At 72.8% G+C, this 15,948-nt stretch carries 14 protein-coding genes; 8 read left to right on the plus strand and 6 right to left on the minus strand.

The window, feature by feature from the left end:
- Positions 1-148 precede the first annotated feature (148 nt).
- Positions 149-1,816 carry a hypothetical protein gene (locus ACIBEA_RS16345; protein WP_399261306.1) on the plus strand — a complete coding sequence of 556 codons (1,668 nt, stop codon included), beginning with the start codon at positions 149-151 and terminating at the stop codon, positions 1,814-1,816.
- A gap of 116 nt (positions 1,817-1,932) precedes the next feature.
- Positions 1,933-4,809, plus strand: coding sequence for an AAA family ATPase (locus ACIBEA_RS16350; RefSeq protein WP_399261308.1), 2,877 nt, complete (start codon positions 1,933-1,935; stop codon positions 4,807-4,809).
- A 421-nt stretch (positions 4,810-5,230) separates the two neighbouring features.
- On the opposite strand, the gene ACIBEA_RS16355 is transcribed toward ACIBEA_RS16350, so the two are convergent.
- From ACIBEA_RS16355 to ACIBEA_RS16365, 3 genes are all read right to left on the minus strand, one after another.
- Positions 5,231-6,052 carry an aminoglycoside phosphotransferase gene (locus ACIBEA_RS16355; protein ID WP_399261310.1) on the minus strand — a complete coding sequence of 274 codons (822 nt, stop codon included), beginning with the start codon at positions 6,050-6,052 and terminating at the stop codon, positions 5,231-5,233.
- A gap of 792 nt (positions 6,053-6,844) precedes the next feature.
- The gene (locus tag ACIBEA_RS16360; RefSeq protein ID WP_399261312.1) at positions 6,845-7,513 is read right to left on the minus strand and encodes a response regulator; all 669 of its coding nucleotides are present in this window, start codon (positions 7,511-7,513) and stop codon (positions 6,845-6,847) included.
- Positions 7,510-8,712, minus strand: a complete 1,203-nt coding sequence (locus ACIBEA_RS16365; protein ID WP_399261313.1) for a sensor histidine kinase — start codon at positions 8,710-8,712, stop codon at positions 7,510-7,512. Before ACIBEA_RS16365 ends, ACIBEA_RS16360 begins: the two co-directional genes overlap by 4 nt.
- 262 nt (positions 8,713-8,974) lie before the next feature.
- On the opposite strand from ACIBEA_RS16365, the gene ACIBEA_RS16370 reads away from it, so the two are divergent.
- Positions 8,975-10,234, plus strand: coding sequence for an alpha/beta hydrolase family protein (locus tag ACIBEA_RS16370; RefSeq protein ID WP_399261315.1), 1,260 nt, complete (start codon positions 8,975-8,977; stop codon positions 10,232-10,234).
- A gap of 116 nt (positions 10,235-10,350) precedes the next feature.
- On the opposite strand, the gene ACIBEA_RS16375 is transcribed toward ACIBEA_RS16370, so the two are convergent.
- Together ACIBEA_RS16375 and ACIBEA_RS16380 are read right to left on the minus strand one after the other, a co-directional pair.
- The gene (locus ACIBEA_RS16375; protein ID WP_399261317.1) at positions 10,351-10,761 is read right to left on the minus strand and encodes an STAS domain-containing protein; all 411 of its coding nucleotides are present in this window, start codon (positions 10,759-10,761) and stop codon (positions 10,351-10,353) included.
- 72 nt (positions 10,762-10,833) lie between these two features.
- Entirely contained in the window at positions 10,834-11,499 is a 666-nt protein-coding gene (locus ACIBEA_RS16380; RefSeq protein ID WP_399261319.1) for an HSP18 transcriptional regulator, read from the minus strand.
- Positions 11,500-11,626: 127 nt separating this feature from the next.
- Here ACIBEA_RS16380 and ACIBEA_RS16385 point away from each other — a divergent pair, with 127 nt between their 5' ends.
- From ACIBEA_RS16385 to ACIBEA_RS16405, 5 genes are all read left to right on the plus strand, one after another.
- Entirely contained in the window at positions 11,627-12,061 is a 435-nt protein-coding gene (locus ACIBEA_RS16385) for an Hsp20/alpha crystallin family protein (RefSeq protein ID WP_399261321.1), read from the plus strand.
- A gap of 119 nt (positions 12,062-12,180) precedes the next feature.
- The gene (locus ACIBEA_RS16390; RefSeq protein WP_399261323.1) at positions 12,181-12,576 is read left to right on the plus strand and encodes a DUF2267 domain-containing protein; all 396 of its coding nucleotides are present in this window, start codon (positions 12,181-12,183) and stop codon (positions 12,574-12,576) included.
- A 114-nt stretch (positions 12,577-12,690) separates the two neighbouring features.
- Positions 12,691-13,137, plus strand: coding sequence for a DUF2267 domain-containing protein (locus ACIBEA_RS16395; RefSeq protein ID WP_399261325.1), 447 nt, complete (start codon positions 12,691-12,693; stop codon positions 13,135-13,137).
- A gap of 397 nt (positions 13,138-13,534) precedes the next feature.
- A complete protein-coding gene (locus ACIBEA_RS16400; RefSeq protein ID WP_399261327.1) occupies positions 13,535-13,819 on the plus strand; it encodes a hypothetical protein in 285 nt (94 codons plus the stop codon).
- A gap of 29 nt (positions 13,820-13,848) precedes the next feature.
- A complete protein-coding gene (locus ACIBEA_RS16405) occupies positions 13,849-14,133 on the plus strand; it encodes a DUF5133 domain-containing protein (protein ID WP_399261329.1) in 285 nt (94 codons plus the stop codon).
- On the opposite strand, the gene ACIBEA_RS16410 is transcribed toward ACIBEA_RS16405, so the two are convergent.
- Entirely contained in the window at positions 14,125-14,580 is a 456-nt protein-coding gene (locus tag ACIBEA_RS16410) for a hypothetical protein (RefSeq protein ID WP_399261331.1), read from the minus strand. The genes ACIBEA_RS16405 and ACIBEA_RS16410 overlap by 9 nt on opposite strands.
- Positions 14,581-15,948: the final 1,368 nt, after the last annotated feature.

Consider the following 15,948-nt stretch of genomic DNA (forward strand, 5'->3'; position numbering starts at 1 on the left):
GCGATCCCACTGGCGCCACACCCTGAATCCGTAAATTCTTATGCGTAACGGTTCCATCACCATAGAATCTTCGACTGGATTTTCTTCCCGACCTACGATTTCCTGCTGAATGCCAGTGGGACACCGCGCCACTATGAGGAGCAGCGCGATGAGCGCCAGGCTGACGAAGAAGCCGACACGAGACCGGAAGGACAAGGGACGTCACAGCAGGACGATGAGCCCTGGCCGCATCACGGCCGCCTGTACGGTCGCGGTGCTCGCGACGACCGCGGTCGTGTGGATGCAGAGCGATCAGCAGGCCGCGCAGGCCACCCAGCCGGGCACCGCTACGACGGCGTCCGTGGCCCTGGTCAACGGCAAGCTGTCCTACACGCCGGACGCCTCCAGGAACCGCATCCCCGATTTCTCGTCGGCCGGCTACAAGGGCGCCGGCGGGGCCCTTCCGGACGCCGCGGTCGTCGCACGCGTCGACGCGCGCGGCAGCGGTGACGACACCCCCCGTATCCAGGCCGCCCTCGACAAGGCCGCGGCGTTGAAGCCCACCGCGGCCGGCGTGCGCGGCGCGGTGCTCCTGGGCCCGGGCAGATTCCCTGTCGCCGGCTCGCTGAAGCTGGCGGACGGCGTCGTCCTGCGCGGCTCCGGCACCGACATCACCAAGGGAGGGACCCTGCTCGAAGCCCGCGGCGTCCCCAAATCCCTGATCACCATCGGCGGGGACGGCGCCTACACCCGGGTGGGGCAGCGGGCGACGATCACCGACGGCTACGTGCCCGTCGGCGCCACACAGGTCACCCTCGACAACGCCTCTTCCTTCAAGCCTGGCGAACAGATCGTGGTGCAGCGCCCGACCACTCAGGAGTGGATCAACGCGATCGGTATGGACAAGATCCCCGGCGGCGAGTCCTGGAAGCCGAACTCGGGCATCCTCGCGGTACGGACCGTGGTCGCCGTCTCCGGGAAGACCCTCACGCTGGACGCCCCGATCACGACCGCGATCGAGAAGAAGTACGGCGGCGGCACCGCCTGGCACTACACCCTGGCCGGTCAGGTCACCCACGCGGGCGTGGAGAACCTGGCCGCGGACGCCAAGGAATTCACCGAGGACCCCAACTACGGGCGGCTCGAGGACGGCAAGAACAAGGACGCGGGCGCCTTCGCCTCGCGCCTGGTGACGATCGGCGCCGCACGGGACGTGTGGGTCAAGGACGTCAAACTGACCAGCTTCGGCTCCGGGTTCTACGTCAACGACAACGCCAGCCGCGTCACCATCGAGCGGGCCGCCGACCTGAACATGGCCGTCCCCGACGGCCTGGCCCCGCCCCCCGCCTTCATGGTCGGCGGACAGCAGGTCCTGGTCCGCGACACCACCGTCACCGGCGACCGCGTCCACGCCTGGACCACCCAGGCCTTCGCCGCCGGCCCCAACGTCTTCACCCACTCCACCGCCACCTCCCCGTCGGGCCACGGCCAGGTCGACGCCGGCCCCCACATGCGCTGGGCCTCGGGCACCCTCTACGACCAGCTGACCATCAACAGCACCGACGGCGCCTTCATCGCCGCCAACGCCTTCGACGGCGGCACCGGCCACGGCTGGCAGGGCGCCAACAACATGTTCTGGAACACCAAGGCCACCACCTTCACGATCCTGACCCCGCCCACCGCCAACAACTGGGCGTACGGCATCAGCGGCAAGCAGGTTCCCGGCAAGCACGACGACGACCTCCCGACCAAGCCCGCACCCGGGACCATCGTCAGCCCGGGCAAGCCGGTGGAGCCCGCCAGTCTCTACGAGCAGCAACGCGCGGAACGCCGCTGACCCCGCAGCCGTACGGGCCCCACGGGGGCGGGCCCGTACGGCTGCTCCGGCCCACCACCGCCGGGCGCACCACCCTCCGCATCACCGTCCGCACCACCCGAGGAGAGCCACACTCCGTGCACGCACCACGGTCCACGCCCACCCCGCTGGTCGGACGGACAGAACAGCTCCAACGCCTGTCCCGAGCAGCGGCCCGGCCACCGTGCGTCATCGTCATCACCGGCGAGGCCGGCATCGGCAAGACCCGCATGGTGCACGAGGTCCTGCGGATCCCGGCCCTGACGGACCTGCCGCACCTGATCGGGCAGTGCGCCGAAATGGCGGAGACGCCGGCCCTGGCCCCGGTCATCGCGGCACTCGCCTGTCTCCCGGCCGGCGCGCTGCGCGAGGTCCCCGCTCTCGCCGGAGCCCTCACACCCGTACTGCCCGCCCTCGCCGGCGTCCTTCCAGCACCGCTGCCGCCTCTCGGGTACGCGCGGGCCGAATGCCACCGCATGCTCCGCGCCGCCTACGCCCTGCTCGGTTCGACCCGCCCGGCAGTCCTGGTGTTGGAAGACATCCACTGGGCCGATGCGAGCACCCGCGAGTTCCTGAGACTGTTGACCACCAGCCTCCCCGCGCACCTGACGGTCATCCTGACCGGCCGGGACGACTTCTCCGCCACCCAGACCCACCCCCTGGCGGGCTCGTGGCTGTCCGGGGCGCACGTCCACGAAGTCCGCCTGGCCCCCCTGACGCCTGGGGAAACGGGAGACCTGGCCGCCCGGCTCATGGGAGCGGACCACACATCGGAGCGCTTCGCCGAGCGTCTGCACCGCCGCACCGCGGGCATCCCCTTCGCGATCGAGGAAGTCATCAGGCTGATCACTGACGACGACGGGGACGATCTGACCGTCGACGGCACGGTCATCGAGCAAGCCGGCCTCCCCGCCCCGGTACGGCGCGTGTTCCTGGAACGTCTGGCACCCCTCTCGGAACAGGCGCGCGACGTCGTCGTGGCCGCCGCCGTCGCGGCCCGCCCCGTCACGGTCGACCTCCTCGCCGACATCACCGGCCTGAGCGAGAGCGACATCCGCCGGGCCGTCTCCATGGCCCTCGAACACGGCGCTCTGCACCCCTCCGAGGGCGCCACCCTCGACTTCCGTCACCCCCTGGCCCGCCAGTCGGCATACGAGGCGATCTCCGAGTTCGAACGCAGCCCGCTGCACCTGCGCGCGGCCAAAGCCGTCCTCGCCCACGTCTCACCGCCGCCCCTGACCCAGATCGCGCACCACTATCGGCAGGCCGGCCGCACCCGGGCGTACCTGCGCTACACCGAAGCCGCCGGCGACCGCGCCAACGCCCACGGTGACACCAGCACCGCCACCTGCCACTACCTGACGGCGCTGAACGACCACCCCTCCGCCCGTGCTCGGATCCGGCTCGGGACCAAGCTCGCCAAGGCCGCCCTCTCCGCCATGCCCGAGGACGCCATCATCCCCGCCCTGCGCCGCATCCTCACCGAGGACGATCCCTCCCGGGCAGCCGCGGGCGAACTGCGCCTCTACCTGGGCACCCTCATGCGCAACCAGGCAGGCCTCGGACTGGGCGGCCTGGCCGAAATCGCCCGGGCCGCCGAGGACCTCACCGAAACGGCGCCCGAGCTCGCGGCCCGCGCCATGTCCGCCATCGCCATCCCCTCCATCCAGGGATGGCCCCTGACACAGCACCTGGCATGGCTGGAACGCGCCGAAGCCCTCATCCCACGCATCGCCGACCCCGTCCAGCGCACCGCCATCGCCGCCAACCGGGCCACCGCTCTCATGTTCACCGGCGACCCCGAAGCCTGGAACGCGGCGGCAGCCCTGCCCGCCACCGCCTCTTCCCCCGCCGAGGAGATCCAGCTCGCCCGCGCCTGCGTCAACCTCGCCCACGCCACCACCGCGCTCGGCCACCCCGCCGCCGCCCACGACTACCTCGCCCGAGCCGACGCGACCCTGGAACGCAACGGCATTCCCTACCTGGAGGGACTTGCCGAGACCGCCCACCTCCTGCTCGCCTGGACCACCGGCCATTGGGAAGGCCTCACCGAGCGCGCCCAACGCGCCGCCCTGCTCTACTGCGACATCCGCGACCTCACCGCCGAAGTCCTTCTCGTCCGCGGCCTGCTCGCCCTCCACCAGCAGGGCGACAGCGCCGCCGCACGACTGGACCTGCTGGGCGCCGCCCGCACCGCACAGCTCGACACCGGCATCGTCCTACCGGCCGCCGCCGCCGCTCTCGCACGCATCCACCTCGCCGCCGACCGCCCCGACCACGCCAACGCCGCCACCACGGAGACCCTCGATCACATCCGCCGCACCGGAGGCTGGATCTGGGCCACCGAACTGGCCCCCATCGCCGTCGAGGCACTCACCCGCACCGGCTGGCACCCCCAAGCCCGACAGCTCGTGGAAGACTTCGCCGCCGGCATCGAGGGACGACACGCGCCGGCCGCCACCGCCTCCCTCCTCACCTGCCGCGCCCACCTCTCGGAAGCCGACCGGCGCCCGGACGCCGCAGCGACCCTCTTCCTACGTGCCGCCCAGGCATGGACCCGGGCCGGCAGGCCCCTCGAAACAGGTCACGCCCTCCAGGGCGCCGCCCGCTGCAGCCTGCCCGCTGACCACCAGCGGGGACAGGAGCTCAGCAACCAGGCACAGGAACTGTACGAGCGAATCGGGGCGAAATGGGACGCCAGCAACTATCACCGCCTCCTGCGCCGCCAGGGACTCACCCCGGCCAACAAACGCGGCCCCGTCGGATACGGCGACAGCCTGTCCCCCCGCGAACAGGCGGCCGCCCTCCTCGCCGCGCAGGGTCTCTCCAACCGGGCCATCGCCGACCAACTCAACATCTCGACCCGTACCGCCGAGCACCACATAGCCAAGGCCCTGCGCAAACTCGGGATCGACAGCAGAACACACCTCGCCGCGGCGCTGGCCACCCCCTCAAAGCCCGAGACGACCGAGTAGCCGGTCAGAAGACCCTACGGTCTCGATCAGGTTGGAATTCGTAGGGTGGGGCCCCAAGGACATCGCGTACGGCTCTCAGGGGCCGCCGAGTTGACGGCGCACGCTGCCGAGGTCGGCGACCTGCTCCCCTTGCGTTAGATCTCCGCATGCCCGGCCGGACCATGCGATCCCGGTTCTTCTTCGGAACGCCGAGCTTCACGATCACCGGTTCCCTCTCGTCCTCGACCGTGATCTCCTCGCCGTGGCTGCGGGGTACGTGCCGGTGGGCGCCTTCCCGCTCCACCCACTGCGCGGGGGCCGCGAGTGCCCGCTGGAGCTGCGCCTTGCTCGGACCCTTCGCCGTGCGCCCGGCCGCCTGGTCCGGAGGCGGCGCCTCAGCAGGCGGCAGTTCCAGTTCTTAGGGTTATATCGCGCGCCGGAATCAGGGTGAAGCCCAGTAGCCGGCCCATGCGCGCGCGGCCTTGATCGTCTCCTCCAGCTCGGTCATCCCGTGCTCTTGCATGTGCTCCCAGGCGCGCGCTTCGGCCTCGGTCAGGACCACCACCGCTTCCCGGCCGGCTTGCGTGAACGCTGGAACCGTCCGCGCCCATGCGGCTGCCTGCTCCGGGGTTTGCCAGCCGTCCAGGATCAGCCGGAACCCCCAGAGCGCGGCATCCGCCCAGGCGGGGCCGCGCAGCGCCCAGGACCAGTCGGTCAGCCAGGCTCGCCCGCTCGGTTCCATCATGAAGTTCGAGGCCGCCGGGTCGGAGTGTACGAGCCGGTCACCGCGCAGGAGGGGTTCGTCGGCCGGGTCGCAGTAGTCGCTCCAGCGGTCCCACGCTGTGGGCAAGCCGATGTCGGGCGCGGGGTACGCGCTCAGCTCGCACAGGACGGTGGCGATCGGTTCCAAGTGCTGGCTCTGGGAGGCGTACCACGCCCACGGGGTCGCGGTCGTTCCGTAGAACCCGAGGATGAGCCACCCCTCTGCCTCCGCCCGCCACAGCAACTTGGGGGCGCAGTCGGGCAGGAACGGGTTCACCGCTTCCTCCGCTTTCAGCTCGTCCACCCGCTCGTGATCCAGCGGCAATCCCTTGACGAACACCTTTTCCGCGCCTGACGGGAAGAAGAGAGTGGACAGCGCGGAGGCGGTTCCGACGTCGATGTCGGTCCTGGGGCAGTCCGCACCGACGCGATCGTCGATGGCCTGGCGGACTCCTTCGGGAAGCATCGCGTACGGGTGCTTCCCCACGCGGTCGGCCGGCACGGTTCAGGTCCGGGGCTGCGGCGGGTTGGGAGGAAAGGGTGGGTTCTTGTCCGGCCGGGTGGGTGGGGGCGGTGTCCGGACGCGGTTTGGGCGGGGCGGACGTGGGGTGGCTGTTGGGACGGCGGTCAAGGCGAGGGATCGTCATGGCGGGCACCGTAGCGACCACCCACCGACCGCCGCAGGGCGTCCACCGGATTGACGAGATCCGCTCAGTGCGTCTGCGCCGGGAGGAGGCCGTCGAGGATGTGCCCGTTCGGCGCTCGGTCGCAGTGATGTCGGTACTGGCCGACGTGCGGAGTGATGCAGGGTGTCGGCCGCAGCGGGGGTGCGGGCGGGAGAGCGCCGGGTACGGATGTGGAGTCGGTGGTGGTGGAGTTGTACGGGCGCGTGCCGTCGGAGTTCACTGCGGCCCGCGACGCGTACGCGCCCCAGGCCCGCAAGGCGGGGGAGAAGCCGGACCGACCACCGACTGCGCCAGGTGCAGGTTCTGGAGGTCATGGCGGGGCCCGGCCGGCCGGGCCCCCGGTGCCGCGTACGGCGGTGGCGGCGGCGCAACTGCTGGGGGTGTGCCGGATGGTCCTGGCCGGAACGCTGATGGCGCTCTTGAACCCGGTTCTGACCGGGAGTTCGTGAAAGGCCGACTCGGGGTCGGAACAGGGCTGCTCACGCTTCCCCACTCAGTGGAAGGTTGGACTGAGTGGGCGCCACAAGCGCCGAGTACGCCACCGTCGTCACCGCCCGGCCGCCGTCAGCCTCGCCTGAGCCGCCGGCCCCCACCCGACGGCCCCGCGCCTACCCCGGTTCGACCAGCCCGCACTCGTACGCGAAGATCACCGCCTGCACCCGGTCCCGCAGATTCAGCTTGGCCATGACCCGGCCGAGATGCTTCTTCACCGTGGGCTCCGCGAGGCCGAGGGCGGCGGCGAGCTCCGTGTTGGTCAGGCCGCGGGCGGTCCCCAGCAGGACCTCCCGCTCGCGTGCGGTGAGCACGCGCAGCCGCTCAGCGTCGCCCCCGCCGCCGTCCTCGGCGGCGGGGAGCCGGTGCGCGAAGCGGTCCAGCAGCCGTCGGGTCACCCGGGGGGAGACCACGGCGTCCCCCCGGGCCACGTCGCGGATCGCCCCCAGCAGCTCCTGCGGCCGGCTGTTCTTCAGCAGGAAGCCGGATGCCCCGGCCCGCAGCGCGTCGAAGGCGTACGCGTCCAGGTCGAAGGTAGTGAGCACCAGCACCCGCGTCCCGGGCACCTCGCGCAGCAGCAGCCGGGTCGCCTCGATGCCGTCGGTGCCCGGCATCCGCACATCCATCAGCACCACGTCCGGCTGCAGCCGCCGCGCCAGTTCCACCGCCGCCGCCCCGTCGGCCGCCTCCCCGACGGGCTCCATGTCCGGCTCGGCGCGCAGGATCATGCTGAACGCCAGCCGCAGCAGCTCCTCGTCGTCCACCAGCAGCACCCGGACGCTCACGGCGCACCCCCGGGATCCAGCCGCACGAAGACCCGCCAGCCACCGCCCGGCCTCGGGCCCGCCTCCAGCACCCCGCCGAAGGCCGCGGCGCGCTCCCGCATCCCCGAAAGACCCCGCCCGGACCCGGCGGATCCCGGCCGCCCGGCCCCTCCGGCCCGCCCGTCGTCGGTCACCTCGACCGTGACCGCCCCCGGCGCGCAGGACACCCGCACCTCGGCGCGCGCCCCCTGCGGCGCGTGGCGCAGCGCGTTGGTCAGCGACTCCTGGACGAGCCGGTGCACCGTCAGCTGTGCCGCGGCCGGCACCCTGGCGGCCTCGCCGTCCACGCGCAGCCGGGTCACCAGGCCCGCCGCCTCCGTTCGTTCGCACAGCGCCCCGAGCTGCCCGATCCCTGGTGGCGACCGCCGGTCGTCCCCGGGCCCCGCGTCGGGACCGACGTCGGGAGCGGCGTCGGGACCGGCGTCCTGGAGCAGGCCCAGCGCCCGCCGCATGTCGGTCAGCGCCTGCCGCCCGGTCTCCGCGATCCGGGCCGTCACCGCGGAGGCATCGGGTGGCCGCGCGTGCCCGAGCGCGTCCGCCAGCGCCACCACCACCGACAGGCCGTGCGTCACGCTGTCGTGCAACTCCCGCGCGATCCGGGCGCGTTCCTCCTCCACCGCCCGACGCTCCCGTTCGTCGCGGTCCCGTTCCAGGCGCACCAGCCGCTCCGCCCGCGCGGCCCGCCGGATCCGGGCGTTGGCCCCGAGCAGCGCGCTCGCGGCAACCGCCGCCGTCATCGCGGCGGCCGAGGCGAGGAACCGGCCCTCGGGCGCCCAGCGCGCCGCCGCCAGCACCGTCCCGGCCACCGCCACCAGACCCGCCGCCCACGCCGACCGGTACGGCGCCCGCGCGGTCACCGTTCCGAGGGCGACCAGCAACGCCGCGTCGGCCGGCAGCTGAACACCCAGCAGCCACTGCGCGAGCCCCGCGGCGGCGATCAGCCCGAACGCGACCCGGGGCGCCCGCCGCCGCCACACCAATGGCAGCACCAGAGCGGTCTGCAGCGCGAACCCCGTATCGTCCGCCACCCGCCCCGGCCCGAGCGTCACCAGGAACAGGGCCGCCGCGAGCGCGGCGTCCGCCACCAGGGGCGGCACCCGCCCCGGCAGCCAGGCGAGGGCACCCGGCGGGCCCGTCCGTACCGCGCCGGTCTCGGCCATCGTGTCCGTCCTCGCGTCCGCGTCGTCCGGCGTCCTCGCCGGAGCCCCACGGTAGGGCCCGGCGCCCGCTGAGGCGTCCGCCCACCGGCGGAGACCGCAGGAGACCCCGGAACACCGGGGTCTCCTCCTCGCGGAGGAGCGGACGCGCCCTGGGGCGACCCGCGTCCACCCGTGGGATCGTCCCCCGGCAGGGCGCCCCGCACCCCCGGGCGGCGCAACCCTGGTGGCGACCCCGTGTCCGCACCACCCGAGGAGCCCGCCCATGCCGCCCACCCGCCGCGCCCTGCTCGGCACGCTCGGCGCCGCCGCGCTCGCCACCGTGGCCGCCGCCCCCGCCCCGGAAAGCCGCCCCGCCGCCCCGGCCGGGGGAAACGGCCCCGCGCACGCCCTGGGCACCCCCGTCCCGCTGCGCCTGCCCGCGCCCACCGGGCCCTGGCCCGTGGGCACCGTCGCGCTGCACCTGGTCGACGACAGTCGCCCCGACCCCCTCCTCCCCGCCAAGCCCTACCGGGAGCTCATGGCCGGCTTCTGGTACCCGGCGGAACCCGGCACTGGGCACCCGACGGCCCCCTGGCTGTCCCCGGCCGCGGCGGCCGATTGGGACGCGCACTCCGCACCGGCCCTCGGTATCCCCACCGGCGCCGCCGACTGGCGGGGAATCAGGACCCACGCCCGCACCGGCGCGCCCGTCGCCCGCCGCGCCGGCCGGCTGCCCGTGGTGTTGTTCTCCTCCGGCGACGGCGGCTCGCGGGCCCTCGGCACCACCCTGGTCGAGGAGCTGGCCAGCCGCGGACACCTCGTCGTCGCCCTCGACTCCACGTACGAGGCCGAGCAGGTCGAGTTCCCCGGCGGCCGGGTCGAACGGGCCCTCCCGCTTCCCGACGACCTCACCCCGGAGGTCATCGCCGCCCTCCTCGCCGGGCACTCCCGAGCCCGCCTCGCCGACGCCCGCTTCGTCCTCGGCGCACTCGACCGTCTCGCCCGCGGCGACCGCCCCGACACCGGTACCGGCCCGCTCCCGGACGGGCTCGCCGAAGCCACCGACCCGGCCAGGATCGGCGTGCTCGGCCAGTCCCTCGGCGGCTCCGTCGCCGCCCAGCTCGCCCACGACGAGCCCCGCGTCCGTGCGGCGGCCGACCTCGACGGCGCCCTCCTCGAACCCGTTGCCGACAGCGGCCTCGCCGAGCCCTTCCTGCTGATGGCCTCCGGTACGAAGACCCTTCGTACCGAACCGAGTTGGGCCTCCTGCTGGGCGGCGTCCATCGGCCCCCGGCACGCCCTGCGGCTACGGAACACCGCACACGGCTCGTACACCGACCTCCAGATCCTCCTGCCCCAGCTCGTCCGCCGGCTCCCGCTCCCCGACGCGGCCGGACTCATCGGCACCGTCGACCCCCGGCGCTCCCTCGCCGCCCAACGCACCGCCGTCGCCGCCTTCTTCGCGCGGTACCTGACGGGGCGGCCCACCGACTTCCTCGACCGGCCCGGCGACGACTGGCCGGAGCTGGAGGTGCTGCGCTGAACCGGCCCCCCGCCCGGCACCCCTGGTGGCGCCGGGCAGGTCGGCCGTCCGGCCGGTAGCGTGGCGCGCGCCGGACGAGGTAGCCCTCCTACGCCGTACGCCGATCAGTCCCCCCGTCACGGTCCATCCTGCTGCGGGAGCCCGTCCGGGCGCGCCTTGGCAAGGCGTCCGGCTAACGGCGGTGTCCGGTCGAGGGGGAAGAGGGCCAGGGCGCCGGTGATCTCCAGCAGCCGCTGGAGCTGGGCGGCGGGGGCTGCCAGCCGGATGACGGCGCCGCTCTGCTGTCCAGCCCGGCGCGCCGCGAGGAGCGCGTTGAGCGCGGTGGAGTCGCAGAAGGTGAGGCGGCTGCAGTCGAGGACCACGGGCCTGGACGGTGAGGCGTGGGAGAGGGCTTCGCTGAGCGCGAGCCGCAGACAGGGGGCCGTCTCGATGTCCATCTCACCGGTGGGCCGGACCGCGACCGCGTGGTCCAGAACCTCCACACTGATGTCGGTGCCGCCTGCCTCCAGGGGGAGATGTTCGACCATGGTGGAGCGCTCCTTGGCTCTACGGGCCTTTCCCCGGCACCTGTTGGCCGGGTGCGGGCGGGAGGGTTCGGGTCAGGTACTGCGTTGGTCGCGGGTGTCCTGGCGGAGCCGGTCGGTGTGCCGGGCCAGGGCGTCGATGCGGTCGGCCAGCTCGGAGTCTTGGGACCGCAGGTGCGGGCGGGTGTCGGCCAGCGGGCGAACGAGGTGGGCGGCGTCGTTGTCGGCGAGGGCGAGGTTCAGGTCGCTGACGGCACCTGCCGCTCCGGCTGGGAGGCCGGTGAGGGCGGTGACCTGCCCGGCGAGCCGGCGCAGGTCGGCCGCGTTGTCACGGGCCCAGGCGGTTACGGACCGGTCGGCGGCGCGCGTGTCGCGCGTGGCCTGGACGCGCTGTTCGCCGGTGCTTCCGGCGGCGCCGGGGCGCAGGCGCAGGTAGCGGCGTTCGGCGGCTTGCCGGCTGGCGACGCCGAGCGGCCCGGCGAGGTCGGCCCAGCTCGCACCGTGCCCACGGGCGGTCTCGATCAGTCCGCTCTCCCAACCGGCGAGCTCCTCACGGATCTCGCGCAGCATCAGCAGCGCGGTCAGCGGGTCCGGCCCCGCCGCTGGCGTGGGTTCCACCGTGGATCCCGGTCTGCCTGGGGATGCCTGGTGCGCGGCCTTGAGGGCGCGGTCGACGGCCTCCAGCGCTGCGGCGGCCGCGGGGAAGGAGGGCTGCGGTGCCGGTGGAATGGACTCGGTCATGGCGCTCCCTGCTGATGTCGCCTTCTGGATGACGTCTCACTTGTCATCGTTTCGATGACATGTTACAACGGATGCACGTTGAAGCGCATTGGCAGTTTCTGCCGCAGCTAACTGGAGGTGTTTCGCGATGTTGATGCGCACTGACCCGTTCCGTGAGATGGACCGGATCGTCCAGCAGCTTTCGGGTACGTCAGGGACGTGGTCGAAGCCGTCCGTGATGCCGATGGACGCCTACCGCGAGGGCGATGCGTACGTGATCGCCTTCGATCTGCCCGGTGTGAGCGCCGAGGCGATCGACATCGACGTCGAGCGGAACATGCTGAGCGTGAAGGCGGAGCGCCGCCCGGTCGCGAAGGCCGACTCCGTGAAGGTCGAGCTCTCCGAGCGCCCCCTCGGGGTCTTCTCCCGCCAGATCGTCCTCGCGGACACCCTGGACACCGAGCGCATCGAGGCCGAGTACGACGCGGGTGTCCTGACCCTGCGCATTCCGATCGCCGAGCGCGCCAAGCCCCGCAAGGTCAGCATCGGCGGCGAGTCCGGCCGCAAGCAGATCTCCGGCTGAGCCCTTTCCGGTTCTGTCGGCAGCGGAGGGCGGGGGCATCCCATTCCCCCTCCGGCACCCCCCCCCCCCCCCCCCCCCCATACACACCACACCCCCACACCCACCCCCGCGGGGCCCGGGTGCCCATGCGCAGGGAGTCCTTCCTGGCCCATGTCCAAGAACGCGGCGAGTACGAAACCACGGAAGAAGCCGAACGGGCGGCCCGTGTCATTCTGGCCCTGCTGGGCGCGCATCTTGCCGGCGCGGTACGGGCCGGGCTCGCCGCGCGACTTCCCGAAACGTACGCCCTCGTCCTCCTCAACCCGCTCCAGGCCGCGGAACCCCTCTCACCCGAGCGATTCGTCCGCGCGACGGCGGCCTGGATCGAGGGCGCCACCGAGCAGACGGCCCTGGGGGACATCGGCGCGGTCCTCTCGACGGTGGCCACCGCCGCGGGCGACGTCCTCACCCGCGAGGTCCTGCTCCAGCTGCCGCCCGGCTACGACCTCCTCTTCGGCCACCCCCAACCCTCCTGACCACACCCTCCTGACGTTCACCCCTCCTGACGTTCACCCCTCCCGACCCTCGACCCAGCTGTCCCCGCCCCTGATCGCCGTTCCGGCCCTTCGAAGAGAAAGGCATCCACAGCCATGTACGACCAGCCTCGACCCGACCGGCCCACCCCCGCCATGACGTTCGAGCAGATGCTGGAACGCGTGCGCTACGAAGGCGCCTACCCCACCCGCGAACGCGCGGAAGAAGCCGTCCGCACCGTCCTGGGCGCCCTCGGCCGCCAGCTGACCGGTGACGAACGCGTCGACCTCGCGCAGTGCCTGCCCGTCGAGGCCGCCCTCCCTCTGGCCGCTCAGATCCCCGACGCTGAACAGCTCACCGGTTGGGGATTCGTGAAGGACCAGGCGGCCCGTACCGGCGTCAGCCCGGCGGTCGCACGCTGGGACACCGGCGCCGTCCTCGCCGTCGTCACGCGCCTGGCCGGCCCCGACCTCCTCGCCCGGATCCTCCGCCAGTTGCCCGACGGCTACGCCCTCCTCTTCGGCCAAGCCCAGCTGCGCCAGCGCGAGAACGCCGCCGCCTGACCGGCACCCGCGGCGCACCCGACCGTGCGAAACGGGGCCGGGCCGCTGTTGCGGTCCCGGCTCCGTCGCGGGAAGGCCGGTGCCTGAAAGTGTCCTTGATCTTTTCCTTGGCCTGTCGGGCAGCGCCCTTGGCCTGCTCCGCGTGGTCCTCGGCAGTCAGCCGCTCGTTGCCCGTCCGACGGCGAGCGGTCTCCTCCGGCTCATACCGAACCGGACTTCGATCGGGGAACACCCGCGGTCGCCCCCCCCGGCTGGCCCCGGGCCCGGCCCCGATCGGCTGCCCGGCCGGTTGCGGCCCTTCTGTATCCGCTGCGGCGGTGTCGTCCGGTATCACGGGGCGCCTGCGGCGTCGGGAGCCGCGGTCGGTCGATCTGGGGGACCTGGCTGGGGGGCCGCTGTGGGGATCTTGATGGCGGTGGTGCCCTGCACCGCCGAGCATGCCGAGCTCATCGTGACCAAAGCCGCCCGCACCGCGGGCGCGACACCCGCCCAAGCCGCGGCCGCGGTGACCGCCACATGTACCGGGGACACCGCGGTGCCCCCGGTACTCGAACGCGCCCTGCGTACCGAAATGGACGCCGCCCGCCGACCGCCGACCTACCCCGCGAACCTGCTCCTCCCACCCGCCGCGATCCCGCGCCAGCACCTGACCCACCGCGGGCCGCCCGCTGGCGCGCCCTAGCCGCCCCCAACGACCCCAGCCTGCGCGCGGTGCCGGCGGACGCCGCCCACACCCTGTGCGTCCTGATGGGCGAGCGCACCGTCCACGGCGCACTGACCACAGCCGAGGAGCGGGTGGCGCTGCACCGACTCGCTCCGGAGCGAACCCGGCACCTGCCTCGTAGCGTGTGCGCGCGGACACGGGCCTCGGGCACCTATGCCCTTCTCCGATACGAGCACAAAGCTGAACACTTCCTCGCCTTCGCCGGCATAGTCACAGCCCTCATCTGCCATCGCAGACTCGTCCGGGTGGACGGGCAGGAACAGTCAGCGTGAGGCCCCGACACCGGCGACCCAGACACCGAACGTCATGATCTCCGGCTCGGTCCCGGCTTTCACCGAGACGCTCTGCACGTCGTCCAGACCCGACCAGGCGATGGAGCCCGGCTCCCTGTCGGCCAGAAAGCCCTCGACGACCGGACCGAGGTCGTCGGAAGCCACATAGGTACCGCTGAACGGCAACGCATCCGGGGGCACAGAACCGGTCGAGCACCGAAGCTGCCCGGCCTGTTTGTCGTGCCACACGTAGAACGTCGCAACACCGGGAAAGCCCAGATCGCGAACGCGTTCCCGGATGGCAGCAGCAGTCCGCTCGAAGGCGGCCACCACCGCGGCGACGGACAACGAACTCCTGTCCTCGTCCGCCGTACTCAGCGACCAGGTGTTGGTCTCCCACTCCACCCGCCGGTCAGCCGGCTCCAGGACCAGGGGCTCGGCCGCCACCTCAGCTATCCACGTCAACAGCACCCCAGCAGTATCCTGCACAGCCCGACCCGAGAACCACCAAAAGAAACGACGTTTTAGGGCGCGGGGCCGGGTTGGTTCACGCGCGGGGTACGGAGCTGGAGCTAGCGTCGTGGGTGGCCAGGCGAGGGCGTGGCCCGGGGGAGTGAATACCGGCCACCTTCGTAGTGCCGGGGGCCGGGCGCGGGCCGCTCTACAGGGTGTGGGCGGTGGGCAGGCGGCACCCCAGGGGGGGAGGGGGGTGCCGCCTGTGCTCACCATCCCCGGTGGGCGTCCGCCCTTGGCCGCCGCACCGTCGTGACCCGTCTGCTCCGGGAACCCCACGCCAAACCTGCTGCGCGGGAATCTTTCTGACGAGCCGCCTGGCAGGTGGGAACTCGGTGGGCCCTATGGGGAGGGCGGGGGAGCGGGAGATGACACTGGCGGGTCTCCCACGCGTGCAGGACCCGGCCGGTGCCCGTAGTCACGGCCGGGCTCTGTCACGACCGCCGCTCGACCCGACTTCGAGGGCGCGGAGCCGGTCAGCAGTGAGGAGGCACCGAACGTGGTGCTGGTTCCGCCGATCACTGCGATGCTCGCGCAGGCCGCCGAGACGAACCCGCCCGCGCCCAGCAACCTGTCCACCCGGCGGGGCCGACCGCGGTGGAGATCGTCTCGGTAGTCACCGGCGAGGGCCCGGCCGCACTGGGTGGACGGGTTGCGGCTGGCTGCTGTACGTCTGTGACGACCATGAGGTCGAGGACGCCCGGGAGACGGCCATGACCGTCGGCCTGTAGTCAGCTGGCGAACTCGCGCAGCTGCCGCACGACGACCCCGCCCGCATCACCGCCTACACCACGCTACGCGCCTCGCACGCGGTGCCGGAGCGGAGCCCTCCCCTCCAGGGATGGGGTCAGGGCCTGCACGCCGGTCTCGAACGTCGCCGCGGCCCACCCGGCCGCGGCCCCTGCCTCTCCAGGCGGCTTCTTCGGCGCGCGACGGGCTGATGCCCGCAGCGCCTTGGTGACGCCGAGTTCGCCGAGCAGGCGTTGCTGCTCGAAGTTGAGCCGGTCCCAGCCGTGTCGTTGGGTGGAGAGCGGCGTCTGATGTCCTCGCCGTGCCGACTGCCCCCCCCGGGGGGTGATGTCCCGCAGCCGCGCCCCACCGGCGGGTGTGGGGAGGTAGGCGTAGTGCCGCTGGCAGTCGACGGTCCACCGAGCTCGCGCGGGTCCCAGTCGTAGTCGATGCGGCGAGTTCGCTGGCCCGGGTTGCGGTCGCCCTCGCAGCATCCTGGGGAGGCTCACGTGTGGTCCGCGCGACCGAGCCGACTCCTTCGGGGCTAGCCCGCGCCCGGCCCCTTCCGACATC

Source organism: Streptomyces sp. NPDC051555, from assembly GCF_044454405.1.
Taxonomy (GTDB): Bacteria; Actinomycetota; Actinomycetes; order Streptomycetales; family Streptomycetaceae; genus Streptomyces.